Genomic DNA, 22,769 nt, shown 5'->3' with positions numbered 1-22,769 from the left:
GACGGGCAATATCACGCCGGATGGTTCGGCCGCCTATTACAACGTCATCTTCAGCATGGCGGATGCGGTGAAGGCCCGGCATTTTCCAATGCCGCTGCCGGTGCTCGCGTCTTCGGCCGAGGAGCGCGAGTTGCTCCACGGTCAGCAACTGGTGCGCTCGACCCTGAAAATCAGCGCCCAGGCGGACGTCACCTTCGTCGGTATCGGCGAACTCGGCACGGACGGTCCCCTTTGCGTCGACGGCTTCCTCGCGAAGGACGAGATGATCGAGTTGATGCGCGAAGGAGCAGTCGGCGAGATCTGCGGCTGGATTTTCGACGGGAACGGCAAACTGCTTGACAATCCGATCAACGAACGCGTTGCTTCGGCGCCCATTCCTTCGCGCGAGACGTCGACCGTCATCGGAATTGCCAAAGGCAAGCGGAAGTTCCAGGCGATCAGAGCCGCCGTCGTCGGGCGTCAAGTCAACGCCCTGATCACTGATGAAGAGGCTGCTGAGTTTTTGCTCAACGCCTGAGCAAAAATTATTTCCCTTTTGAATCAAAGCACTGCGCTTTTCGTTAGCGATCGCAGCAACGATTCCCAATTGACATTTGACGTTCTCTGGTGAGTAATTGCTCATGGGCAAAGCGAATGCTCACACTCATCTTCTGGGAGGAAGATATGACATTGAGAACATTACTGCTGGGCGCCTGCTCAGCTCTGGCGTTTGCGGGGATTGCTTCGGCCGAAACGCTGACGATCGCGACCGTCAACAACGGCGACATGATCCGGATGCAGAAGCTGACGGACGACTTCAAGAAAAAGAACCCCGATATTGATCTCGAGTGGGTAACCCTCGAAGAAAACGTCCTGCGCCAGAAGGTTACGACCGACATTGCGACCAAGGGCGGTCAGTATGACGTGCTGACGATCGGCACCTACGAAGTTCCGATCTGGGCAAAGCAGGGCTGGCTCCTGCCGCTCGACAATCTCGGCGCGAGCTATGACGTGGACGACCTGCTGCCAGCAATCCGCAGCGGCATCAGCCAGGATGGCAAGCTCTATGCGGCTCCGTTCTATGGCGAAAGCTCCATGGTCATGTACCGCAAGGATCTCTTCGACGCCGCCGGCCTGAAGATGCCCGACGCGCCGACCTGGGACTTCATCGCGGACGCTGCGAAGAAGATCACCGACAAGGATAAGGAAATCTACGGCATCTGCCTGCGCGGCAAGGCTGGCTGGGGTGAAAACATGGCCTTCCTGACGGCTATGTCGAACTCCTTCGGCGCCCGCTGGTTCGACGAGCAGTGGAAGCCGCAGTTCGACCAGCCCGAGTGGAAGGACGCGCTGAATTTCTACGTCAACCTGATGAAGGAAGCCGGCCCTCCGGGTGCTTCTTCGAACGGCTTCAACGAAAACCTGGCGCTCTTCCAGACCGGCAAGTGCGGCATGTGGATCGACGCAACCGTTGCAGCCTCCTTCGTCAGCAACCCGAAGGAATCCAAGGTGGCTGACAAGGTCGGCTTCGCACTGGCTCCGGACAAGGGCCTCGGCAAGCGCGGCAACTGGCTCTGGGCCTGGAACCTCGCCATCCCGGCAGGCTCGCAGAAGTCTGAAGCTGCAGAGAAGTTCATCGCTTGGGCAACCAGCAAGGACTACACGAACCTCGTCGCCGAAAAGGATGGCTGGCTGAACGCACCTCCCGGCACGCGCACCTCGCTCTACAGCAATCCGGAATACCAGAAGGCTGCTCCGTTCGCGAAGATGACGCTCGACAGCATCAACTCCGCGGATCCGACCAAGCCGACCGTCAAGCCGGTTCCCTATGTAGGCGTCCAGTTCGTGGCAATCCCGGAATTCCAGGGTATCGGCACGGCCGTCGGCCAGCAGTTCTCGGCTGCTCTTGCCGGCCAGGTGTCCGTGGACCAAGCCCTGCAGAGCGCCCAGCAGCTGGCGACCCGCGAAATGACCAAGGCTGGTTATATCAAATAATAACCTCCTGAGACGGGTAGGGATCGTTGACGTCCCGCTCAACCTAGGCCGCCGAATTGCCCGAATTGCGTCGGCGGCCTCTTTTTTCTCAGCTGCCCTGCAGCCGTTCGCCCCTTAAGTCAGGATCGGTAATTGCCATGGCAACGTTACACACCCGCTCCGCAGCGCGCCTGATGATGGCTCCCGCCGTCGTGCTTCTCTTCGCCTGGATGATCGTTCCGCTCGTGATGACCATCTACTTCTCGCTTCTGAACTACAATCTGCTCAGCCCGGGCATGGAGACCTTCGTCGGGTTCCTCAACTACCAATACTTCCTGACGGATCCGGCTTTCTTCTCGGCGCTGGTCAACACGTTGTTGCTTGTTCTCGGCGTGCTGATCATCACCGTTGTCGGGGGCATCGGTTTTGCGCTCCTTCTCGACCAGCAGATCTACGGCCAGGGCATCGTGCGCATCCTGGTGATTGCGCCGTTCTTCGTCATGCCGACGGTTGCGGCTCTCGTGTGGAAAAACATGTTCATGAACCCTGTCAACGGGCTCTTTGCGTATATCGCCAAGGCGATCGGTCTGCAGCCCTACGACTGGCTGGCGCAAGCGCCGCTCTTTTCCATCATCCTGATCGTCGCCTGGCAGTGGCTACCCTTCGCAACGCTTATCCTGCTCACAGCGCTGCAGTCGCTCGATGAAGAGCAGAAGGAAGCCGCGGAAATGGACGGTGCCGGTGCGGTTTCGCGATTCATCTATATCATCCTTCCGCACATGGCCCGCGCTATCACCGTGGTAATCCTGATCCAGACGATCTTCCTGCTCTCGGTCTTCGCTGAAATCCTGGTCACGACCAACGGTGGCCCCGGCACGCAGAGCACCAACCTCACCTATCTCGTCTATGCCCAGGCGCTTCTGCAGTTCGATATCGGTGGCGCTTCGGCGGGCGGTATCGTCGCGGTCATCCTCGCAAACATCGTCGCGCTTTTCCTTGTCCGCCTCGTCGGCAAGAATCTGGAGGCTTGAGATGGCAAGAAAAGTCACCACTCAACGCAAGCTCATCATGACGGCGATCGCCTGGGCGCTCGGCATCCTGATCTTCTTCCCCATCCTCTGGACGTTCCTGACCAGTTTCAAGACGGAAGCGGATGCCATCGCCTCGCCGCCGCAGTTCCTCTTCTTCCACTGGACGACGGAGAGCTATGCGGAAGTGCAGAGCCGCTCGAATTACCTCAGCCACTTCATGAACTCGGTGATCATCTCCTTCGGCTCGACGCTCATCGGTCTCCTCATTGCGATCCCGGCCGCCTGGGCCATGGCTTTCTCGCCGACCAAGCGCACCAAAGACGTGTTGATGTGGATGCTATCGACGAAGATGATGCCGCCGGTCGGCGCCCTTATTCCGATCTATCTGATGTTCCGCAATTCCGGCCTCCTCGACAGCCGCATTGGCCTGGTGATCATCCTGACGCTGATCAACCTGCCGATCATCGTCTGGATGCTTTATACCTATTTCAAGGAAATCCCCGGCGAGATCCTCGAGGCTGCCCGTATGGACGGGGCGTCACTCGCCAAGGAGATCATCTACGTTTTGACGCCGATGGCAGTGCCGGGCATCGCCTCGACGCTGCTGCTCAACATCATCCTGGCCTGGAACGAAGCGTTCTGGACGCTGAACCTCAGCGCCTCGAAAGCGGCGCCGCTGACGGCGTTCATCGCTTCCTATTCCAGCCCGGAAGGCCTGTTTTACGCCAAGCTTTCGGCAGCATCGACAATGGCGATCGCGCCGATCCTGATCCTTGGCTGGTTCTCGCAAAAACAACTGGTCCGCGGCCTGACCTTCGGCGCGGTGAAATAAGACGACAGGGAGACAAACATGGGCAGCATTACCCTTCAGAAAGTTTCGAAGGTCTTCGGCGATGCCAAGGTCATCCCTTCGATCGATCTCGAAATCAAGGACGGCGAATTCGTCGTCTTCGTCGGCCCGTCGGGTTGCGGCAAATCCACGTTGCTGCGGCTGATTGCCGGGCTGGAGGATGTCACCGGCGGCAAGATCATTATCGACGGCAAGGAAGCGACCGAAAAGGCGCCGTCCGAACGCGGTCTTGCGATGGTGTTCCAATCCTACGCGCTTTATCCGCACATGAGCGTCCGCAACAACATTGCCTTTCCTCTCAAAATGGCGGGCATGGACAAGGCCGAGATCGACAAGAAGGTCGGCGAAGCCGCACGCGTCCTGAACCTGACGGATTATCTGGAGCGCAAGCCGCGCCAGCTTTCCGGCGGTCAGCGGCAGCGTGTCGCGATCGGGCGGGCAATTGTACGCCAGCCGTCCGCCTTCCTTTTCGACGAGCCGCTGTCGAACCTCGATGCTGCTCTTCGCGTCAACATGCGCATCGAAATCAGCGAGCTGCACCAGCAACTGAAGACGACGATGGTCTATGTCACCCACGACCAGGTCGAGGCCATGACCATGGCGGACAAGATTGTCGTCCTGAACCGCGGCAATATCGAACAGGTCGGCTCGCCGCTGGAGCTCTACAAGACCCCCCGTAATCTTTTCGTCGCCGGCTTCATCGGCTCGCCGAAGATGAACTTCATCACCGGTAAGAACGCGGCCGCGCTGAACGCGCATACGATCGGCGTACGTCCGGAACATGTGCTGCTCTCGACGGAAAGCGGCGACTGGAAAGGCAGGGTCGTCGTCGCCGAGCATCTCGGCTCCGACACTTTCCTGTATATCGACGTCGATGGGATCGGATCGGTGACGGCGCGCGGTGGCGGCGATTTCGCGGCGCGTGCCGGCGACATTGTCTACCTGACGCCGGACAAGGCGCGCGTCCACAAATTCAACGAGAGTGGTCTTGCCATCTAAGGCGAAGGCCGGGCGGGGCGTCCGGTTTGCCGAGAGCAGGGCGGCTGAATCCGCCTCGCGAGACCTCAAGAGGACTGAAACATGACGAAAATATCGCTGGCGACGCTCCCTGATGCCGCCAAGACGGCGGCCATCCCGGCTTATGGCCGAGCCTCGCTCAAGGCAGGCATCCTGCACTTCGGCGTCGGCAATTTCCACCGCGCCCATCAGGCGATCTATCTCGACGATCTTTTCAACCAGGGTCAGGACCACGACTGGGCAATCATCGGCGCCGGCATGCTGCCGTCGGATGCGGCAATGCGCGAGAAGCTTGCCGCGCAGGACTTTCTGACGACGGTGGTCGAGCAGGATAATAACAGGACAGCTGCGCGTGTCACCGGCCCGATGGTCGACATTCTGCCGGTCGGTGATGCCAAAGCGATCATCGCCAAGCTCGCCGATCCTGCAATCCGCATTGTTTCGATGACGATCACCGAAGGCGGCTATTTCATCGACGCCTCGGGCAAGTTTAATCCGCGCCATCCGGCGATCGTCGCGGACGGGCAGAACCCCTCCGAGCCGAAGACCGTCTTCGGCCTGATCGTTGCCGGTCTTAAGGCCCGCAAGGAAAAGGGCATCGGGCCCTTTACGGTGATGTCGTGCGACAACATTCCGCACAACGGTGTGGTGACCGCAAACGCCGTCGTGGGAACGGCGGAGCTTTCCGATCCGGCCTTCGCGGTATGGATCAAGGCAAACATCGCTTTCCCGAATGCGATGGTCGACCGCATCACGCCGGCGACGGGGCAGCGCGAGATCGATCTGCTGAAGGACGCCTTCGGCATCGAGGACAACTGGCCGGTCTATTGCGAAGAATTCAAGCAGTGGGTTTTGGAGGACAAGTTCACAGCTGGCCGGCCGGCACTCGAAAAGGCTGGCGTCACCTTCGTGCCGGACGTTACGCCCTACGAGCATATGAAGATCCGCATCCTGAATGGTGGCCATGCGGCGATTGCCTATCCGGCAGCGCTAATGGACATCCATTTCGTTCACGACTCGATGGAAGACCCGCTGATCCGCGCCTTCCTAGCCAAGCTCGAGAACGACGAGATCATCCCCATCGTTCCGCCGGTTCCGAGTACATCCCTCAAGGACTATTTCGCATTGATCGAACGTCGCCTTCTCAACCCGAAGATCGCCGATACGATCCCGCGTCTGGCGCAGGACGGATCGAACCGTCAGCCGAAGTTCATCCTGCCTTCGACGCTTGACAATCTGCGGCAGGGTAAGGATGTGGTTGGACTGTCGCTGGTTTCGGCTTTGTGGTGCCGCTATTTCGCGGGCAAGACGGACAGTGGCAAGGAGATCGTTTTCAACGACGCCAGCGCGGACCGTCTCCATGCGGCAGCGCTCAAGGCCAAGGACGATCCGATGGCCTTCCTGGTGTTCGACGACATCTTCGGCGAAGTCGCCAAATCCGAGCTCTTCCGCAAACGCTTCGCACACGCCCTGAAAACGCTGTGGGAAAAGGGCACGCGCGAGACGTTGCATCTCTATCTCGACGGCAAACTTGCAGTGTAGGAAATCAACGTGGCGGCAGTTCTGCCGCCGTCGATCCGCCCTCGCATACAGGCGGGGTGATTGCATCCGAACCGAAACCTGGTTGGTCTTTCATGGCTGATGATGAAACGCGCCTAGTCATCTTCGATTGCGACGGCGTTCTCGTTGATAGCGAACCGATTTCGGTCAGCGTTCTCGTCAAGGCGATGAACGATCTCGGTGTGCAGATCACCGAAGAAGAGGTCTATGGTCGCTTCCTCGGCAAGAGCCTAGCCACCGTCATTGAGACGATGAAGAGTCAGTATCAGGTCCATGCCGGAAATGAATTTCTGGAACAAATCCGTACTGATCTCTATGCGCGGTTCCGGCGCGAACTGAAGCCGATCGACGGCGTAGGCGCGGCGATCGACGCGCTCAGCATCCCGTGCTGCGTTGCCTCGTCGAGCCAGGTCGAGCGCATCCGGTTGTCGCTCACCGTCACCGGGCTCATCAACAAGCTGCCGAACATCTTCAGCGCGTCGATGGTGAAGAATGGCAAGCCGGCGCCGGATCTGTTCTTACATGCGGCGCGCGAAATGCATGTCGATCCGAAGAATTGCATTGTGATCGAGGATAGCCCGGCGGGCGTCGAGGCCGCCAAGGCTGCGGGCATGACAGTTTTTGCCTTTACCGGCGGCTCGCATGCCAATTTTGCCGGTTATCGTGCTGAACTCGATAGGCTTTCTCCTGAATGCGTGTTTGACGCAATGCCGGATTTGATACACCTTATCCAGAAACGAAACCTGGATGGGGCACATCCTTGATGCATGATCATGTGGTTGCGGTGGATGTCGGCACCGGCAGCGCGCGGGCCGGCGTCTTCGACGCTCACGGCCGCCTGCTGGGCAAGGCTGAACATCCGATCATCATGAACCGGCCGCGCGAAAACCACGCCGAACACGATTCCGAAGACATCTGGTCCGCAGCCTGCATTGCCGTTCGCAAAGCGATGGGTGAATCGGGCGTGTCGCCTGCGTCAGTCGGTGCAATCGGTTTCGACGCCACATGCTCGCTGGTCGTCCGCGATGTCTATGGCGCGCAGATCAGCGTTTCGACCGGTGGGGAACGACGCTTCGACACGATTGTCTGGCTCGACCATCGAGCGCTGAAAGAGGCCGATTTCTGCACGGCAACCGCGCATGCGGTTCTCGAGCATTCCGGACACTTCATGTCACCGGAAATGGAAATGCCGAAGCTGATGTGGCTGAAGAAACAGCTGCCCGGCACCTGGATGAAAGCGGGCTATTTCTTCGATCTCGCGGATTTCATGACCTGGAAGGCAACCGGCTCGCTCGCGCGCTCGCGCTGCACACTGACGGCGAAGTGGAACTATCTTGCGCACACTGAAACGGGTTGGCAGCAGGACTTTCTGAAGCAGATCGGCTTGGAAGACCTGCAGGAGCGCGGTCGCCTGCCTGACAGGACGACGCCAGTTGGCGAAAGCGTCGGCACGCTCACGGAGGAAGCCGCATCGGCTCTCGGACTCACGACGGATTGCCACGTTTCGGCGGGCATGATTGACGCTTATGCGGGCGCGCTGGGCGCGCTTGCGGGATATGCGGGCGATCCGTCAAGGCTGGAGCATCAACTCGCGCTCATCGCGGGGACCTCGAGCTGCATCGTCTCGTTCTCGCGCGAACCCAAGCCAAGCCACGGGATGTGGGGGCCTTATTACGAGGCGGTCTTCAGGAAACTGTGGCTTGTCGAGGCCGGCCAATCTGCGACGGGGGCGCTGCTCGACCATATCGTCCGCATGCATGCGGCAGGCGGCGAGCCGACAGCGGCCTTGCATCAGAAGATCGTGTCTCGCATTGCGCAACTGCGCGCCGAAGAGGGGAACGCGTTCGGCGCGCGTATCTTCGTGCTGCCGGATTTCCACGGCAACCGCTCGCCGCTTGCCGATCCGCACGGCGTTGGCGTCATCAGCGGCATGACCCTCGATACCTCGTTCGATGGGCTTTGCGCGCTTTATTGGCGCACCGCTGTCAGCATTGCGCTTGGAACCCGGCATATTCTCGAAAAGATGAAGGAATATGGCTACGCGCCCGACACGCTGCATATGGCGGGCGGGCATGTGAAAAACCCGGTACTGATGGAGCTTTATTCGGATGCGACGGGCTGCAAAGTCGTGGTGCCGAAGATGAACGAGGCCGTCTTGCTGGGCACCGCGATCGCGGCCTCCGTGGCCTGCGGCTTGCACAAGGACCTCGCGGCGGCCGGCTGTGCAATGTATCCGGGCGGCGAGGAGCGGGTGCCGGATGGGGCGAAACAGGCGATGTACGACCGTGAATACCGGCGGTTCCTCGCCATGTACCGCCACCGGGCCGAACTGGAAACGATGAGCTAGGTCCTGACCCTAGTGGCTGCCGCTTTCTCCGAGAATCGTTCCGAATTCCAGCATCCGGCGGCTGCGCTCGATGGCCTCTTCACCCGCCGCTATGATGACGGATTCCGACAAACAGTCGAGCAGAGCGACGAGCGGAGGAAGGTTATCGTCATCAGGCGAGCGGGCAGGCGGTAATGTCAGCATAATGTTGGTCTGATCCGGCAGCCAATCGTTGTTTTCAGTGGCGATCAGCACGACCTTGTAACCGAAGCGCCGAGCCGTCCTTGCCAAAAGGCGCGCTCTGCCGAAGCGGCGGCAATCGACGATAATCAGAAGAGCGCCCTCGCCGCTTTGACGTGCGAAGAGCTCCGCGAAACGGCTTCCTGAACCGTCCAGCGCATGGACGCCATCGCGGGAGCGTATCAGCCGCTGCGCAAAGTGCGCCGCGATGCCGGCGAGGCGCACATGCGTCGCAATGAAAACCTCACGCGCCGCCCCGATCATCGCGACAGCTTCGGACCAGTGCGTCTGTGCGGTCAGATGGTAGAGGTGATGCAGCGCCTGGATCTGCTCGGTGACGAGCAGCGCAAGCGGCTTTCCGTCCGAGGCATCGGTCTGCAACTCGCTGAGGGATGTTTGAAGCTGGGTAGGAGAGGTGACGGCGGTTTCGCGAAAATGGACCTTGACGCTGTCGAGGCCTTGGTAGCCGAGCGCGCGCAGAAATCGGCCCACCGTCATCGGGCTAAGGTCAAGACGATCGGCGACGGAGGCGGCAGTCTCGAAAGGAAGGTCATTCAGGTGCTCGGTGAAGTATTTTGCGATCCGCCGCTCAGCCGGTGTGCCGGACTTCACATAATTTCTAAGCTTCTGAACAAAATCCTCCACGTCGGCCTCCCCGACCTCCCAGAAGCATTTCTCGGATGCGCTATGGCGAGACTTGCCGTTTGCAACTATTTCCGGAAGCTGCGTGTCAGGTTCAGTTTATCTCGGTTATCTAAAACTATATATTAGTGTGTTATTTTAGACAAGTTTTCCCTTCTTGCATGAATTTATTTCCGCTTGCGGTCAGACGTTGAGATTCCTACATGCGCAGGCACAACGGAGATGCCAAGAATGATCCTTGATGCCGCGCGCCTTTCGTTCGCCAATCTCTTCGCACGGGAGACCCGCTCGGTTTTCTGGAAGGTGCTGGGACTTACGATCCTGGTTCTGGTCGGCCTCTGGTTCTTGCTTCGAAGCCTGTTCATAACCTTTCTGTTTCCCTGGGTAGCTGGTTTCTTTCCCGACGTGCCGGATTGGGCGGGTTGGCTGAGTTTCGTCTTCGCAATTCTTGCAAGCATTGGTCTTGCGCTGGGGCTTGCGCTGCTGTTGTCACCGGTTACCGCACTGATCGCCGGTTTGTTTCTCGATGACGTGGCGGAAGTCGTGGAGAGACGGGACTATCCGGAAGACGCCCCGGGCACGGCGATGCCGCTCGGCCCGGCAATCGCCAGTTCGCTTAAGTTCCTGGGCGTGGTGATCGCCGGCAATATCGTGGCGCTCCTCCTGTTGTTCATTCCGGGCGTGAACCTGATCGCCTTTTTCCTGGTCAACGGCTATCTGCTCGGGCGCGAGTTTTTTGAATTTGCGGCGATGCGCTTCCGTCCACCGGAAGAGGCGCGGCTATTCAGGGCGAAGCACGCGTCGACGGTCTTTTTCGGCGGCCTCGTGATCGCCGTTTTTCTGGCGATCCCCATCCTCAACTTGCTGACGCCGCTCTTTGCAGCAGGCATGATGGTGCACCTTTATAAATTGGTCTCCCAGAAGGATATGGGCTTTCGCCGGTAGACCATCGAGGATGGTGCCCTACTCGATGGCCTCACCGATCACCTGCGGCGGCAGCTCGACCAGCGGTGCCGGTATATCGCAGCTCTTTTCCGGCGATTTGCAGAGATCGGCAATAATGCAGCGCTCGCATTCCGGCCGCCTAGCTTTGCAGGTATAGCGGCCATGCAGGATCAGCCAGTGATGGGCGTGGTAGAGATAGTGCTTGGGGATTACCTTCATCAGGCGCTCTTCCACCTCATCCGGCGTCTTTCCCGGCGCCAGCTTGATGCGGTTCGCGATCCGGAAGATGTGCGTATCCACCGCAATGGTTGCCTGACCGAAGGCCATCGATAAAACCACATTGGCGGTCTTGCGGCCCACGCCCGGCAAACGCACGAGCTCATCGCGGGTCTGCGGCACCTGGCCGGCGAATTCGTCGATCAGCATCTGCGAAAGCGCCATGACGTTCTTAGCCTTGTTGCGGTAAAGGCCAATCGTCTTGATGTAGTCGCGGAGGCGTCCCTCCCCGAGCGCCAGCATCTTTTCCGGTGTGTCTGCCACCTTGAAGAGCGCCCGCGTTGCCTTGTTGACGCCAGCGTCGGTCGCCTGGGCGGAGAGCGCGACGGCCACGATCAGCGTGAACGGATTGGTGTGCTCCAGCTCGCCCCTCGGCTCCGGCCGCTGGACCGAGAACCGGTGGAATATCTCCTCGCGCTCGGCTTCCGAGTATACGGTGCGCACGGCGGCAGTCTTGTCGCGGGTGATCACTTTTGAGTTTTGCGGAGCTTTGCGGGCGGATTTGAGTTTCGGTTCGGACATGGACAATCTATACTCATCGGCCATGACAGAAAGCAACGCCGAGAGGGCGAACGACAAGCCTGTTTTTGCAGCCGAACTTTTCCCTTACCGGTCGCTCGGGCGCAAGGGCTTCAGGGTGTTGCTTCTGCTTTCCGGTGCTGTCTGCTTCATGTACGGGATGTTCTTTATCGTCACCGGGGCTTGGCCGATCGGCTTCTTCTTCGGGCTGGATTTCGCCCTGCTTTACGGTGCCTTCTGGCTTAACTATCGCTCCGGAAAGGCGCGCGAGGAAGTGACGGTTTCGCGCACCGATGTCGCGATCCGAAAATTTACGCCTTCCGGGAGAATGGTGGAGCATCACTTCAATCCGTTCTGGGCGCGCTTCCTGGTGCGCCGCCATCAGGAGATCGGCATTCTCTCCATGCATATTTTCGGCGAGGGCCGGCGGACGGATATCGGCTCCTTCCTCAATCCGGATGACCGCGAAAGCTTCGCCAGAGCCTTCAAATGCGCGCTCGCAACGGTCAAGCAACGCATTTGAACCGTGCCGCAAGAAACGGGTGGCTTGTAGCCGTCCTCTTGACTATCTCCTTGTTACAAGGAGAAGAACGATGAATATGATCGCAAATCTGAACAGAGACATGACGCCGGCGGGTCCGGACTACGAGACCGTGCGTCAGGTCATCGAACTCATCACCGAGGACTATCGCGACCAGCCGTCGCTGGAGGCGATCGCCGCGCGGCTCAACCAATCGCCGACGCAACTCCAGAAGACGTTTACCCGCTGGGCCGGGCTTTCGCCAAAGGCGTTCCTGCAGGCAGTCACGCTCGACCATGCAAAGCGGTTGCTGCGCCAGGAAAACATGCCGCTGCTTGAAACCTCGATCGAAGTGGGCCTTTCCGGCCCGAGCCGTCTTCACGACCTCTTCGTCACCCATGAGGCGATGTCGCCGGGCGAGTGGAAAGCACGCGGTGGTGGCCTGACGATCCGCTACGCCTTCCACCAGTCGCCGTTCGGCGTCGCACTGGTCATGGTGACCGATCGCGGCCTTGCCGGCCTTGCCTTCAGCGATCTTGGCGACGAGGCTGCCTGTCTTGAAGACATGAGCTGCCGCTGGCCGAATGCCGAATATGTCGAGGATCGGCAGGCGACGGCGCCTTATTGCGAGCGCATCTTCGATCCGGGCAAGTGGTCGGCCAACCAGCCGCTGCGCGTCGTGCTCATCGGCACGGATTTTCAGGTGCGCGTCTGGGAAAGCCTCTTGAAGATTCCGTTCGGCAAGGCTGTGACCTACAGCGATATTGCCAATGACATCGGCAATCCCAAGGCGATGCGTGCTGTAGGCGCTGCCGTCGGTGCCAACCCGATATCCTTCGTGGTGCCATGCCATCGTGCCGTCGGCAAGAGCGGGGCGCTGACAGGGTATCACTGGGGCCTCACCCGAAAGCGGGCAATGCTTGGCTGGGAAGCCGGTCAGGCCTGAGGGTTCTCCTCTCCTCGCCGGGGAGAAGACGCAAGCTGTGCGGTCTCCGTCAGCTCCAGCAGCGCCCTGGCTGCGCTCTCGTCGGTGATCAGCGTATTGCAGCCGATACGCCTTATGGTGGCGCGAATGGCGACGGCGCGGTGGGCGCCGCCCGAGGCGAGCACGATGTGCCTGGCGTTCTTCAGCGTATCGAGATCGACTGACATGACGCGGCTGTTGATCGAATGATCGACAGTGTTGCCGTCCTCGTCGAGAAAATTGAACATCGTGTCGCAGACACAGCCGGCATCGATCAGCTGCTGCAGTTCCGTCTTCGAAATCCAGCCTTCCGACAGCGACGTCGAATGAGGACCGATGTCCCCGCAACTGACGATCGCGAGATCGAGATCTTCGGCCAATCGATAGATCGCGTCGAGCCCGCATTTTTCGATCAGGTTGCGCTTGGTCTCGACCGAGTCGACAAGCAGCGGCGAGAGGAACATGTAGCACTCCGCACCAAGCTGACTCGCGAGCCGCCACGTATAGTCGATCGGGTTCGTTTGATGCACCGCGACAATGCCGCCGAGGAGCGAGACGACCTTGCAATTGACGCGGCGCGGTGGCCGGAAGCTCGAAAGCGAAGCCGTCATCGTGCGGCCCCAGCCGACGCCGATCGTATAATCGTCAGGGATTGCTTCGGACAGGAACTGGCCAAGAGCGAGGCCGACGTTTTTCGCCAGGCTCTCGGCGTCGCAACGCGCTGGAGCGGGAACAACGATCGCCTCGTCGAGGCCATAGGCCCTCTCCAGCTTCACCGACAACTCGACGCAATCACCGATTGAATCATTGATCCAGATCTGCACCTCGCTGCGCCTCATCGCTTCGTCGAGCAGGCGGATGACGGTGGTTCGGCTGATGCCGAGCTGTTCGGCGACATCCTTCTGCGTCAGGCCTTGATTGTAGTATAGCCACGCGGCGCGCAGCCTCAAAGAGGAGGCTTCGGAGTAGGCCGTGTGCGTGCCGCGTTTCAGCTTGACCACATCTTCTCCCGTGCAAATTCGACCCTAATTACCCTTCGAGAAGGAAGAAGAGCCCGGTACCGGCGATAATGACGCGCGTGACACTTATGTCAATTGAAATGCACAAATGTCCTTGACTTTCGATTGACGAAACGATGATAGTCGCTGCTGACAAAGTCGTACTCGTCCGGGTAAGGCAATGTATAGGCGCGGAAAGTGACGGGTCGCCTTCCGCCTATTGCATGCAAATCGTCTGTCCGTAGATTACCTCAATTACCGGAGCTCGCGCCGGTTCGCAGCGCAAGGTAGCAGTTCGAGTTCACAAGGGAATTTGACCATGACATCCAAGCTTGACCAACTCCGCGAAATGACCACGGTTGTCGCCGATACCGGCGATATCGAGGCCGTCGCGCGCCTGAAGCCGGTGGATTGCACCACCAACCCGACCATCGTTTTGAAGGCGCTCGGCACGCCCATGTTTGCCGATGCGGTCAAGGAAGCTGTGGCCTGGGGAAAGAAGCGGGGCGGAAATACCGATGAGGCTGCGGCTGCCGTTGCGGATCGGCTGGCGATTTCCGTCGGCGCTGCTTTGTCGAAACTCGTTCCCGGGCGTGTTTCGACGGAGGTAGACGCCGACCTCTCCTTCGATACGGAAGCATCCATCGCCAAGGCGCGCGCCATCATTGCCGCCTACAAGGAACGTGGCATCGAGAAAGATCGCATCCTGATCAAGCTTGCATCCACCTGGGAAGGGATCCGTGCTGCGGAAGTGCTGCAGAAGGAAGGTATCGACTGCAACCTGACGCTTCTCTTCTCCAAAGTTCAAGCGATTGCTTGCGCTGACGCGAAGGTCTTCCTCATCTCGCCTTTCGTTGGTCGTATCCTCGACTGGTACAAGAAGTCGACCGGCAAGGACTACACTGCGGAAGAGGATCCGGGCGTTCAGTCGGTCCGTGACATCTACAATTATTACAAGTCGCACGACATCAAGACGATCGTCATGGGTGCTTCGTTCCGCAATGTCGGCGAAATCGAAGCGCTGGCCGGTTGCGATCGCCTGACGATCAGCCCGGCATTGCTCGATGAACTCGCAAACGATCAGGGCACGCTTGCGCGCAGGCTTTCGCCGGAAGCGAAGAAGGCCGAGCCGAAGATCGAAATCGACGAGAAGACTTTCCGCTGGCTGATGAACGAAGATGCCATGGCAACCGAAAAGCTTGCCGAAGGCATCCGTGCTTTCGCCAAGGACCTGGGGGCGCTTCGTGCAATGGTTCGCAAGGAACTGCAGCTCGCTGCCGCCTAAGATGTTTGCATGAGACGACTGGAATGGCGCGTCCGCCAAGAGCGGCCGCGCCATTTTCCTATTAGTATCGATGGCAACGGGGCCGGAGAAAATCCATGGCGGATGACGACCAGGGCGGCTTAACGGTGACCTCTGTCACCCGGCACTCGAGCGTCATTATCGCCTTTATTTCCGGCCTTGCCGCTTTTCTGGTCCTGAACTCCGTACGCGTGGGCGCCGACCATGTTCTGATCGGCTGGAACGTCGCGGCCATGGTCTTCATCGGCATCAGTTGGAGAAGAATGCTTCGAGCAACGGTTGCGGATATCAGGAGGCGGGCGGAGGATCTGGATTTCTCCGACACCCTCGTGCTGTTCCTGTCGATCGCGGCGGCACTTGCAAGCATTGCCGGTATCGGTCTCGAGCTGCATTCCATCAAAAGCGCCGCGCCGAGTATCGCATTGGCCAAAGCCGGCGAGGCGGTCGTCACGATTCTTATCTCCTGGGTGTTCCTCCATACGCTCTTCACCATCCACTACGCCCACCGCTTTTACAGCGAACAGGGAAATGGGCTGATCTTCCCCGATCGGATTGAAGAGCCGGTCTATTGGGACTTCCTCTATTTCTCATTCACGATCGGCGTGGCGGCGCAAACGGCTGATGTTGCCGTCTCTTCCGTGACGATGCGCAAGATCACGCTGCTCCACGCAGTGCTGTCGTTTCTGTTCAACACGACGATCCTGGCGCTCGCGATCAATGTCGGGGCAAGCCTGTTATAGGCAAACCTTGCGGACTATAGGATCGCCTGTCCCGCTAGCAGCGCCAGGATCAGGAAGATCAAGAAGATAACGAGAGCAATGCCGAACAGCACGCGCGCGATTGTCGCGGTGGCCGCGGAGATGCCGGAAAAACCGAAGAAACCGGCGATCAGCGAAATTACCAAGAATATCAGTGCCCATTTCAGCATGGTGTTTGTCCTCTGCGTTTGTCCCAGAAGCTACGCGGCAGACGGGAAATTGTTCCAAATCGTTTAAAACGGAACGGCGTTCCTCAAATGATCATATTGGGGCTTTCCAAAGTTCGACCGATCTGTTTCAAGGGATGGACATCGATTTGCCCCATCGACGAAAGCCTTTTCCATGCCCGCCTTTCTGGACCAGCATACCATTTCCGCCTATTTCGAAGTGATCATGATCAATCTCCTGCTCTCGGGGGACAATGTGATCGTCATCGGCATGGCCGCCGCCGGCCTTGTCAGCGAGCTGCGCGGCAAGGCGATTGCCGTCGGCATCGCGGCCGCAGCAATCATCCGCATCGTCTTCGCCGTGGCCGCGGCGAAGCTGCTTGCGATTACCGGCATCACGCTTGCCGGCGGACTGATGCTCCTGTGGATCTGCTGGACGATGGGCAAGGAATTGCTGTCGGCGGCAGAGGAGCAGGCGCATGCCGGCGATGCTTCCGGCCATGACCCGCATGTGAAACCGAAGCTCTTCCGGCAGGCGATCGCTCAAATTATCTTCGCCGATGTCTCCATGTCGCTCGACAACGTGCTTGCCGTTGCGGGCGCCGCCAAGGAGAACATGAATGCGCTGATTTTCGGCCTCATCCTTTCGGTGTTGCTGATGGGCCTCGCTTCGAACGTCGTCGCGAAGCTCCTCGAGCGCTTCAAGTGGATCGGCTGGATCGGCCTTGCGATCATCGTCTATGTGGCGCTCGACATGGTGTGGAACGGCAGCGAACAGCTGCTCGCTCTCTATGGCCATGTCGCCTGAAGCTTCAGGCTGAAAGACGGAACGGCAGGTGCGGCCCAGCGGCCCGTTGGCGACGCCCTTCGAAGGGGTGTCGCCGTCAGGCATCGGGACGTTACATCAAACCCAGCTGCTTGTAGAAGCCAAGGGCATCGTAATAGTCCGACTGCTGCTTGATCGCATTGTTTTCTATAACGAAGACCGAGGCGCCATCGAAGGAGAAGGACTTGTTGGTTGCCGGGGTTCCATCCGCCCAAGCGCCGCTATTCGTTCCCGAGAAGGTCCACTCGAAGGAAACCTTGTTTCCACTGACGATTGGATCGCCGCGCATCACCCATTTGAGGTCCGGCGCCGCGGTCATGAAGTTGTCGATTACCGCGGCCTTGGCTTCCGCCTTGCCGACGGTGGGCTTGCCGACTGACGCGTCGTAATAGCTGACCTTTTCGTCAAAAAGATCAGCGGCCTTGCCGGCATCATGGGCGTTCCAGGCGGCCAGATACTGTTCGACGACCGCGAGCGGTGTCTGGTCGGCGGCGTAGGCTGGCATTCCTGTAAGCGTCGAGGCGAGGCAGATGCCGCCCAAGGCGGCAAGAACGGTACGGCGTTTCATTTGGGTTCCCCTTTTTATGTTGTTGCTCGTTTGGTTTGCGGCCGGACGGTTCCGCCCGGCGCACGGATCAGCCGTGGTTGATCATGACGTGACGGACGGCGGTGTAGTCTTCCAGTGCGTAGACCGACATGTCCTTGCCGTAGCCGGATTGCTTCAGGCCGCCATGCGGCATCTCGTTGGTGAGCATGAAGTGCGTGTTGATCCAGGTGCAGCCATACTGCAGGCGCGCGGCCGTCTTCATGCCGCGGCTGATGTCCTTGGTCCAGACGGACGAGGCAAGGCCGTAATCGCTGTCGTTCGCCCAGGTGACCGCGTCCTCGACATCGGTGAAGCGGGTGACGGAAACGACAGGACCGAAAACCTCGCGGCGGACGATTTCATCGTCCTGCGTTGCGCCGGCGACGACCGTGGGAGCATAGAAGAAGCCCTTGTCGCCGGAGATCTTGCCACCGGCGGTGATTTCCATGTGCTTGTGTTCTGAGGCCCGCGCGACGAAGCTTTCTACGCGATCGCGCTGGCGCTTGGAGATCAATGGACCGATCTCGTTTTCGGTATCATCGGCCTGGTTGAACTTGATGCTGGCGACGGCCGAGGAGAGGTCGGCGACGAACCGGTCGTAGATCTTGGCGTCGGCATAGATGCGGCAGGCGGCGGTGCAGTCCTGGCCGGCATTGTAGTAGCCGAAGGTGCGGATGCCGGACACGACTGCCTCGATGTCGGCGTCGTCGAAGACGATGACCGGCGCCTTGCCGCCGAGCTCCAGATGCGTGCGCTTCACGGTCTTGGCGGCCGCCTGCAGCACCTTCTTGCCGGTTGCGACGTCGCCTGTGATGGATACCATCGAAATCTTCGGATGGTTGATCAATGCATTGCCGACGCTTTCGCCGCGGCCGAGGATGACGTTGACAACGCCTTCGGGCAGGATCTCGGCAAGGAGCTTCGCCATCTTCAGCGCGGTCAGCGGTGTCTGTTCGGACGGCTTGAAGACGACGGTGTTGCCGCCGGCGATCGCTGGCGCGAGCTTCCAGGCCATCATCATCAGCGGATAGTTCCACGGTGCAATCGACCCGACGATGCCGATCGGGTCACGGCGGATCATCGAGGTATGACTAGGCAGATACTCGCCGGCGACTGGTCCATGCAGGTTCCGGACGGCGCCCGCAAAGAAGCGGTAGCAATCCACAATCGCCGGTATTTCGTCGTTCAGCACGGCATTGATCGGCTTGCCGCAGTTCAAGGCTTCCAGCGTGGCGAAACCTTGTGCATCCTTCTCGATCGCATCGGCGATCTTCAAAAGATAGCCGGAGCGCTCGGCGGGTGTCGTCTGCGACCAGCTCATGAATGCCTTTTCGGCCGCCTCCACGGCGGCGTCGATCTGGCCGAGCGAGGCTTCCGGCAGGTTCAGCACGGTCTCGCCCGTCTTCGGGTTCAAGATGCGCTCTTCCGTTTCCGTGCCCGCTTCGAAACGAGATCCAATCAGCATCGCGGTGTCCATGATGTTCTCCCATATTGTTGACGGAGTGGGATGTGGACGGAAAACCGCTTCACACTTTTCCGCATCCCACTCTGGTTATTTGCCGGCTCCGGCGATCTGATCGCCGTCGCGAGTGAGGTAGTAGGCTGCCAGGATCGGCAGGAAAGTGACGAGCACGACGACCATGGCGACCACGTTGGTGACCGGTCGCTGGCGCGGGCGGATGAGCTCTTCCAGCATCCAGATCGGCAGCGTCGATTGCTGGCCGCCGGTGAAGGTCGTGACGATGACCTCGTCGAAGGACAGCGCAAAGGCGAGCATGCCTCCGGCCAAAAGCGCCGTGCCGATATTCGGCAGGATGACGTATCTGAATGTCTGGAAACCGTCGGCGCCAAGATCCATCGAGGCTTCGATCAGCGAAGCGGACGTGCGGCGGAAGCGGGCAACCGCATTGTTGTAGACGACCACGACGCAGAAGGTGGCGTGGCCGAGAACGATCGTCCAGACCGAGAACGGGATGTCAAACAGGCTGAAGGCCGAGCGCAGCGCAATGCCGGTGATGATGCCGGGCAGCGCGATCGGCAGGATGACGAGCAGCGAAATCGCTTCGCGGCCGAAGAACCTGGTCTGGCTGACGGCGGCCGCGCAAAGCGTACCGAGCACCAGCGCAATCGCTGTCGCGATGCAGGCGACCTGCAGGGAAAGCCCGAGGGCGGCCCAGACGTCCGGCCTGTTCCAGGCGATGCCCAACCACTGCAACGTGAACCCCGGCGGCGGCCATTGATAGCTTTTTTCCTCGGTCGTGAAGGCATAGACGAAGATCAGAAGGATCGGCAGGTGCAGGAAGAGCAGCCCGCCGGCAGCGGCGATCTTCAGCAATAGCGGCGATGTCTGGTGGCGATCAGAGCGCATCGAAAGCCCCCTGCTTTTTAGCAAGCCAGAGATAGACGGCCATGATGACGATCGGCACGACGGAGAAGGCGGCGGCGAGTGGTACGTTGCCCGCCGTACCCTGCTGTGCATAGACCGCCTGGCCGATGAAAAGGCGCGAGGAGCCAATGATCTGCGGGATGATGTAGTCGCCGAGCGTCAGGGAGAATGTGAAGATGGAGCCCGCGACGATGCCGGGTAGCGCCAGCGGAAACAGCACGGTGCGGAAGGTCTGTTGCGGCGTGGCGCCGAGATCGGACGCGGCTTCGATCAGGTTTGCCGGGACGCGCTCGAGAGCGGCCTGTGTCGGCAGGATCATGTAGGGCAGCCAGATATAGACGAAGACGATAAAGGTCCCGAGATAGCTGACCGACAATGAATTGCCACCGACCACGGGCAGGGCGAGAACGCCGTCGAGCAGCCAGGAGAGGTGCAGCTTGGCGAAAATCCAGGTCAGGATGCCTTCCTTCGCCAGAACCAGCTTCCAGGCATAGACCTTGACCAGATAACTCGACCAGAGCGGCAGCATGACACTGAGATAGAAGAAGGCCTTCCATTTTCCTTGAGCATAGCGTGCGGCGTAATAGGCGATCGGAAAGGCGATGAAGGCAGAGGCAATCGTCACCATGGCCGCCATGACGACGGTGCGGACGATGATGTCGAAATTGGTGGGGTTCAGAAGCTGCGCGTAGGTCGCGAGCGTGAACTCGTAGTTGATAAGACCGGAGAAATCGTCGATCGAGAAGAAGCTCTGCAGAAGGAGCGCGATCAGCGAGCCGATATAGATGACGCCGAGCCAGAGCAGCGGCGGAGTCAGCATCAGAAGGAGCAGCAGCTTCGGATGACGCCAGAAGGCATCCGACAGCCGGCCGAAGAAGCCGCCGCGTCCGGGCAGAATCGAAGTCGCGCCGACGGGCTTTGTGAGGGTCAACGTCGTCATGCCGCGTCGTCCATGTAATGCACGTCGGCCGGCTGCCAGAGAAGGCGCACGGTCGCGCCGATAGTAGGTACATGCGTTCCGGCGGGCAGGGTGACGTGCAGGCGTGCGCCCTTGATGTCGACGGTGAGGCGCGTCGCGGCGCCAAGAAAACTGGTGTTTTCGATCTTCGCTTCTACCCCGTCGCCAGAAAGATGGATCGCCTCGGGGCGCAGGCTCGCCCAGCGTTTCTCGCCGCCAAGCGAGGTCATCAGATCCGGTGCGATGACGTTCGAGGAACCGACGAAATCGGCGACGAAGCGGGTCTTTGGGCGGCGATAGATATCATGCGGCGTGCCCTCCTGGACGATGCCGCCATTGTTGAAGACGGCGACGCGGTCGGCCATGGAGAGTGCCTCGCCTTGATCGTGGGTGACGAAGACGAAGGTGATGCCGAGCGCCCGCTGCAGGCTCTTCAGCTCCTCCTGCATCTGTTCGCGCAGCTTCAGATCAAGCGCGCCGAGTGGTTCGTCCAGCAGCAACACCTTCGGTTTGTTGACCAGCGCGCGGGCCAGCGCCACGCGCTGCCGCTGGCCCCCGGAAAGCTGACCGGGACGGCGGGCGCCATAGCCGGGGAGCTTCACCAGTTCCAGCGCCTGTTCCGCCGCCCTAGTGCGTTCCGCCTTGTCGATGCCCTTGACCATCAGCCCGTAGGCGACATTGTCGACGACGTTGAGGTGCGGGAAGAGCGCGTAGTCCTGGAAGACGGTATTGACGTTGCGCCGGTAAGGCGGAACGCCGCCGGCCGTCTCGCCGAAGATCTCGATATGTCCGTCCGTCGGCTGCTCGAAGCCGGCAATCAGGCGCAAGCATGTCGTCTTGCCCGAGCCGGAGGGGCCGAGCATCGCGAAGAATTCGCCCGAGGCGATTTCGAGATCGACGCGATCGACGGCGCGAACCTGGCCAAAATGGCGTGAGACCTTTTGGAAACGGACAGCGGGTGTCATTGGTGGAACTCCACGATAATTCATCGATGTGGGAGTGCGAGCGGCATACTCCCACTTCTCCCCATCGGGGAGAAGTGCCGAGCAAAGCGAGGCGATGAGGGGGTGAGCGACGGAAGGAGCGAACGTCCGAGCTCAAGCGAGGGCGAGGCTGCCGCAGCGCCCCCTCATCCGACCCTTCGGGCCACCTTCTCCCCCAAAGGGGAGAAGGTGGCAGCGATTACCGCCCGCCGATGACGCCGATATAGTCCGATACCCAGCGGTGATAGGGCACGCATTCGCCCTGGCTGGTGCACTTGGCTGTCGGCGTCTTCCAGAACTTGATCTTGTCGAAGTGATCGAAGCCGTTGGTGTTGCAGCCGGAATCGGTCATCAGTTCGTTGCCCTTGCAGGCCGCCGGGACGGAGGGGACGGCGCCGAACCAAGCGGCGGCGTCGCCCTGAACCTTCGCAGACAGCGAGTGCTCCATCCACATGTAGGCGCAATTCGGGTGCTCGCTGTCAGCGTGAAGCATGGTGGTATCAGCCCAGCCGGTGGCCCCTTCCTCCGGGAAGGTTGAAGCAATTTTCTGCTTGTCGGCCTGCATCAGGTTGACCTGGAACGGCCAGGACCCGGAAGCGGCGACGCCTTCGTTCTTGAAGTCGTCGATCTGGATCATCGCGTCATGCCAGTAACGCGAGACGAGCTTGCGCTGGCCGCGCAGCAAGTCGAGGGCCGCCTTGTACTGATCTTCGTTGAGCTCGTAAGGGTCTTTGATGCCGAGGTCCGGTTTGTTCGCCATCAGATAGAGGGCAGCATCGGCGATATAGATCGGGCCGTCATAGGCCTGGACCCGCCCCTTGTTGGACTTGCCGTCGGGAAGTGTTTCCTCCTCGAAGACAACCTTCCAGCTGGTCGGCGCCTTATCCTTGAAGACCTCCGTATTGTACATCAGCACATTTGGTCCCCAGAGATAAGGAACGCCATAGTGCACGCCGTTCAC

The 22,769-nt window shown here is 59.8% G+C and carries 24 protein-coding genes; 14 read left to right on the top strand and 10 right to left on the bottom strand.

Annotated elements, in window-relative coordinates; genetic code table 11:
• The 8 genes from ACPYOI_RS26605 to ACPYOI_RS26570 all read left to right on the top strand — a co-directional run.
• A partial coding sequence (locus tag ACPYOI_RS26605) for a sugar-binding transcriptional regulator (protein WP_481423585.1) occupies positions 1–517 on the top strand: 517 nt, incomplete at its 5' end.
• A 146-nt stretch (positions 518–663) separates the two neighbouring features.
• On the top strand, positions 664–1,974 hold the full coding sequence (locus ACPYOI_RS26600; RefSeq protein WP_168831353.1) for an ABC transporter substrate-binding protein: 1,311 nt from the start codon (positions 664–666) through the stop codon (positions 1,972–1,974).
• A gap of 137 nt (positions 1,975–2,111) precedes the next feature.
• Positions 2,112–2,984: a carbohydrate ABC transporter permease gene (locus ACPYOI_RS26595; protein ID WP_481418705.1), complete on the top strand. Its 873-nt coding sequence runs from the start codon at positions 2,112–2,114 to the stop codon at positions 2,982–2,984.
• Between the two features lies 1 nt (position 2,985).
• Positions 2,986–3,816: a carbohydrate ABC transporter permease gene (locus tag ACPYOI_RS26590; protein WP_481418706.1), complete on the top strand. Its 831-nt coding sequence runs from the start codon at positions 2,986–2,988 to the stop codon at positions 3,814–3,816.
• 18 nt (positions 3,817–3,834) lie between these two features.
• Positions 3,835–4,833 carry an ABC transporter ATP-binding protein gene (locus ACPYOI_RS26585; protein ID WP_481418707.1) on the top strand — a complete coding sequence of 333 codons (999 nt, stop codon included), beginning with the start codon at positions 3,835–3,837 and terminating at the stop codon, positions 4,831–4,833.
• Positions 4,834–4,914: 81 nt separating this feature from the next.
• Positions 4,915–6,393 carry a mannitol dehydrogenase family protein gene (locus tag ACPYOI_RS26580; RefSeq protein WP_481418708.1) on the top strand — a complete coding sequence of 493 codons (1,479 nt, stop codon included), beginning with the start codon at positions 4,915–4,917 and terminating at the stop codon, positions 6,391–6,393.
• A 92-nt stretch (positions 6,394–6,485) separates the two neighbouring features.
• Complete coding sequence (locus ACPYOI_RS26575; RefSeq protein ID WP_481418709.1) at positions 6,486–7,175, top strand: HAD family hydrolase; 690 nt, start codon at positions 6,486–6,488, stop codon at positions 7,173–7,175.
• Complete coding sequence (locus tag ACPYOI_RS26570; protein ID WP_481418710.1) at positions 7,175–8,758, top strand: FGGY-family carbohydrate kinase; 1,584 nt, start codon at positions 7,175–7,177, stop codon at positions 8,756–8,758. The genes ACPYOI_RS26575 and ACPYOI_RS26570 overlap by 1 nt, the downstream gene beginning before the upstream one ends.
• A 9-nt stretch (positions 8,759–8,767) precedes the next feature.
• Here the strand turns inward: ACPYOI_RS26570 and ACPYOI_RS26565 are convergent, their stop codons facing one another.
• Complete coding sequence (locus ACPYOI_RS26565) at positions 8,768–9,622, bottom strand: MurR/RpiR family transcriptional regulator (RefSeq protein WP_168831359.1); 855 nt, start codon at positions 9,620–9,622, stop codon at positions 8,768–8,770.
• 228 nt (positions 9,623–9,850) lie between these two features.
• Here ACPYOI_RS26565 and ACPYOI_RS26560 point away from each other — a divergent pair, with 228 nt between their 5' ends.
• Positions 9,851–10,564 (top strand): sulfate transporter family protein, encoded by a 714-nt coding sequence (locus ACPYOI_RS26560; protein WP_481418711.1) that lies wholly within the window; start codon positions 9,851–9,853, stop codon positions 10,562–10,564.
• Between the two features lie 18 nt (positions 10,565–10,582).
• Here the strand turns inward: ACPYOI_RS26560 and nth are convergent, their stop codons facing one another.
• Positions 10,583–11,386, bottom strand: a complete 804-nt coding sequence (gene nth / locus ACPYOI_RS26555; protein WP_481418712.1) for an endonuclease III — start codon at positions 11,384–11,386, stop codon at positions 10,583–10,585.
• Between nth and ACPYOI_RS26550 the strand changes: the two genes are divergently transcribed.
• Complete coding sequence (locus ACPYOI_RS26550; protein ID WP_481418713.1) at positions 11,385–11,882, top strand: DUF2244 domain-containing protein; 498 nt, start codon at positions 11,385–11,387, stop codon at positions 11,880–11,882. The genes nth and ACPYOI_RS26550 overlap by 2 nt on opposite strands.
• Before the next feature lie 70 nt (positions 11,883–11,952).
• Complete coding sequence (locus ACPYOI_RS26545; protein ID WP_481418714.1) at positions 11,953–12,825, top strand: methylated-DNA--[protein]-cysteine S-methyltransferase; 873 nt, start codon at positions 11,953–11,955, stop codon at positions 12,823–12,825.
• Here the strand turns inward: ACPYOI_RS26545 and ACPYOI_RS26540 are convergent.
• A complete protein-coding gene (locus ACPYOI_RS26540; RefSeq protein WP_481418715.1) occupies positions 12,816–13,844 on the bottom strand; it encodes a sugar-binding transcriptional regulator in 1,029 nt (342 codons plus the stop codon). The two genes, ACPYOI_RS26545 and ACPYOI_RS26540, sit on opposite strands and share 10 nt — an antisense overlap.
• 316 nt (positions 13,845–14,160) lie before the next feature.
• Here ACPYOI_RS26540 and tal point away from each other — a divergent pair, with 316 nt between their 5' ends.
• Positions 14,161–15,126: a transaldolase gene (gene tal, locus ACPYOI_RS26535; protein ID WP_481418716.1), complete on the top strand. Its 966-nt coding sequence runs from the start codon at positions 14,161–14,163 to the stop codon at positions 15,124–15,126.
• A 95-nt stretch (positions 15,127–15,221) separates the two neighbouring features.
• Positions 15,222–15,884, top strand: a complete 663-nt coding sequence (locus tag ACPYOI_RS26530) for a DUF1345 domain-containing protein (RefSeq protein ID WP_481418717.1) — start codon at positions 15,222–15,224, stop codon at positions 15,882–15,884.
• Positions 15,885–15,898: 14 nt separating this feature from the next.
• On the opposite strand, the gene ACPYOI_RS26525 is transcribed toward ACPYOI_RS26530, so the two are convergent.
• Positions 15,899–16,072, bottom strand: coding sequence for a DUF1328 domain-containing protein (locus tag ACPYOI_RS26525; protein ID WP_168831366.1), 174 nt, complete (start codon positions 16,070–16,072; stop codon positions 15,899–15,901).
• A 172-nt stretch (positions 16,073–16,244) separates the two neighbouring features.
• Here ACPYOI_RS26525 and ACPYOI_RS26520 point away from each other — a divergent pair, with 172 nt between their 5' ends.
• On the top strand, positions 16,245–16,877 hold the full coding sequence (locus tag ACPYOI_RS26520; RefSeq protein ID WP_481423584.1) for a YjbE family putative metal transport protein: 633 nt from the start codon (positions 16,245–16,247) through the stop codon (positions 16,875–16,877).
• Positions 16,878–16,968: 91 nt separating this feature from the next.
• Here the strand turns inward: ACPYOI_RS26520 and ACPYOI_RS26515 are convergent, their stop codons facing one another.
• The 6 genes from ACPYOI_RS26515 to ACPYOI_RS26490 form a co-directional block, all read right to left on the bottom strand.
• The gene (locus tag ACPYOI_RS26515) at positions 16,969–17,463 is read right to left on the bottom strand and encodes an ester cyclase (RefSeq protein ID WP_481418719.1); all 495 of its coding nucleotides are present in this window, start codon (positions 17,461–17,463) and stop codon (positions 16,969–16,971) included.
• Between the two features lie 67 nt (positions 17,464–17,530).
• Complete coding sequence (locus tag ACPYOI_RS26510; protein WP_481418720.1) at positions 17,531–18,958, bottom strand: gamma-aminobutyraldehyde dehydrogenase; 1,428 nt, start codon at positions 18,956–18,958, stop codon at positions 17,531–17,533.
• Positions 18,959–19,033: 75 nt separating this feature from the next.
• A complete protein-coding gene (locus ACPYOI_RS26505) occupies positions 19,034–19,849 on the bottom strand; it encodes an ABC transporter permease (protein ID WP_481418721.1) in 816 nt (271 codons plus the stop codon).
• Positions 19,839–20,807: an ABC transporter permease gene (locus ACPYOI_RS26500; protein ID WP_481418722.1), complete on the bottom strand. Its 969-nt coding sequence runs from the start codon at positions 20,805–20,807 to the stop codon at positions 19,839–19,841. The genes ACPYOI_RS26505 and ACPYOI_RS26500 overlap by 11 nt, the downstream gene beginning before the upstream one ends.
• Positions 20,804–21,790, bottom strand: coding sequence for an ABC transporter ATP-binding protein (locus ACPYOI_RS26495; RefSeq protein ID WP_481418723.1), 987 nt, complete (start codon positions 21,788–21,790; stop codon positions 20,804–20,806). The genes ACPYOI_RS26500 and ACPYOI_RS26495 overlap by 4 nt, the downstream gene beginning before the upstream one ends.
• Before the next feature lie 217 nt (positions 21,791–22,007).
• Positions 22,008–22,769 (bottom strand): extracellular solute-binding protein (locus ACPYOI_RS26490; RefSeq protein ID WP_481423583.1); only part of this gene is annotated, 762 nt, incomplete at its 5' end.

The sequence above is a fragment of the Rhizobium sp. SVR5-2C genome (assembly GCF_056755115.1).
This window is presented reverse-complemented; position numbering and strand designations above follow the sequence as displayed.

What these genes read in the sequence shown, in the direction of transcription:
- ACPYOI_RS26600 (WP_168831353.1), top strand. Translation starts at nt 664, where the DNA reads ATGACATTGAGAACATTACTGCTGGGCGCCTGCTCAGCTCTGGCGTTT.
- ACPYOI_RS26595 (WP_481418705.1), top strand. Translation starts at nt 2,112, where the DNA reads ATGGCAACGTTACACACCCGCTCCGCAGCGCGCCTGATGATGGCTCCC.
- ACPYOI_RS26590 (WP_481418706.1), top strand. Translation starts at nt 2,986, where the DNA reads ATGGCAAGAAAAGTCACCACTCAACGCAAGCTCATCATGACGGCGATC.
- ACPYOI_RS26585 (WP_481418707.1), top strand. Translation starts at nt 3,835, where the DNA reads ATGGGCAGCATTACCCTTCAGAAAGTTTCGAAGGTCTTCGGCGATGCC.
- ACPYOI_RS26580 (WP_481418708.1), top strand. Translation starts at nt 4,915, where the DNA reads ATGACGAAAATATCGCTGGCGACGCTCCCTGATGCCGCCAAGACGGCG.
- ACPYOI_RS26575 (WP_481418709.1), top strand. Translation starts at nt 6,486, where the DNA reads ATGGCTGATGATGAAACGCGCCTAGTCATCTTCGATTGCGACGGCGTT.
- ACPYOI_RS26570 (WP_481418710.1), top strand. Translation starts at nt 7,175, where the DNA reads ATGCATGATCATGTGGTTGCGGTGGATGTCGGCACCGGCAGCGCGCGG.
- ACPYOI_RS26560 (WP_481418711.1), top strand. Translation starts at nt 9,851, where the DNA reads ATGATCCTTGATGCCGCGCGCCTTTCGTTCGCCAATCTCTTCGCACGG.
- ACPYOI_RS26550 (WP_481418713.1), top strand. Translation starts at nt 11,385, where the DNA reads ATGACAGAAAGCAACGCCGAGAGGGCGAACGACAAGCCTGTTTTTGCA.
- nth (WP_481418712.1), bottom strand. Translation starts at nt 11,386, where the DNA reads ATGGCCGATGAGTATAGATTGTCCATGTCCGAACCGAAACTCAAATCC.
- ACPYOI_RS26545 (WP_481418714.1), top strand. Translation starts at nt 11,953, where the DNA reads ATGAATATGATCGCAAATCTGAACAGAGACATGACGCCGGCGGGTCCG.
- tal (WP_481418716.1), top strand. Translation starts at nt 14,161, where the DNA reads ATGACATCCAAGCTTGACCAACTCCGCGAAATGACCACGGTTGTCGCC.
- ACPYOI_RS26530 (WP_481418717.1), top strand. Translation starts at nt 15,222, where the DNA reads ATGGCGGATGACGACCAGGGCGGCTTAACGGTGACCTCTGTCACCCGG.
- ACPYOI_RS26525 (WP_168831366.1), bottom strand. Translation starts at nt 16,072, where the DNA reads ATGCTGAAATGGGCACTGATATTCTTGGTAATTTCGCTGATCGCCGGT.
- ACPYOI_RS26520 (WP_481423584.1), top strand. Translation starts at nt 16,245, where the DNA reads ATGCCCGCCTTTCTGGACCAGCATACCATTTCCGCCTATTTCGAAGTG.
- ACPYOI_RS26515 (WP_481418719.1), bottom strand. Translation starts at nt 17,463, where the DNA reads ATGAAACGCCGTACCGTTCTTGCCGCCTTGGGCGGCATCTGCCTCGCC.
- ACPYOI_RS26510 (WP_481418720.1), bottom strand. Translation starts at nt 18,958, where the DNA reads ATGGACACCGCGATGCTGATTGGATCTCGTTTCGAAGCGGGCACGGAA.
- ACPYOI_RS26505 (WP_481418721.1), bottom strand. Translation starts at nt 19,849, where the DNA reads ATGCGCTCTGATCGCCACCAGACATCGCCGCTATTGCTGAAGATCGCC.
- ACPYOI_RS26500 (WP_481418722.1), bottom strand. Translation starts at nt 20,807, where the DNA reads ATGACGACGTTGACCCTCACAAAGCCCGTCGGCGCGACTTCGATTCTG.
- ACPYOI_RS26495 (WP_481418723.1), bottom strand. Translation starts at nt 21,790, where the DNA reads ATGACACCCGCTGTCCGTTTCCAAAAGGTCTCACGCCATTTTGGCCAG.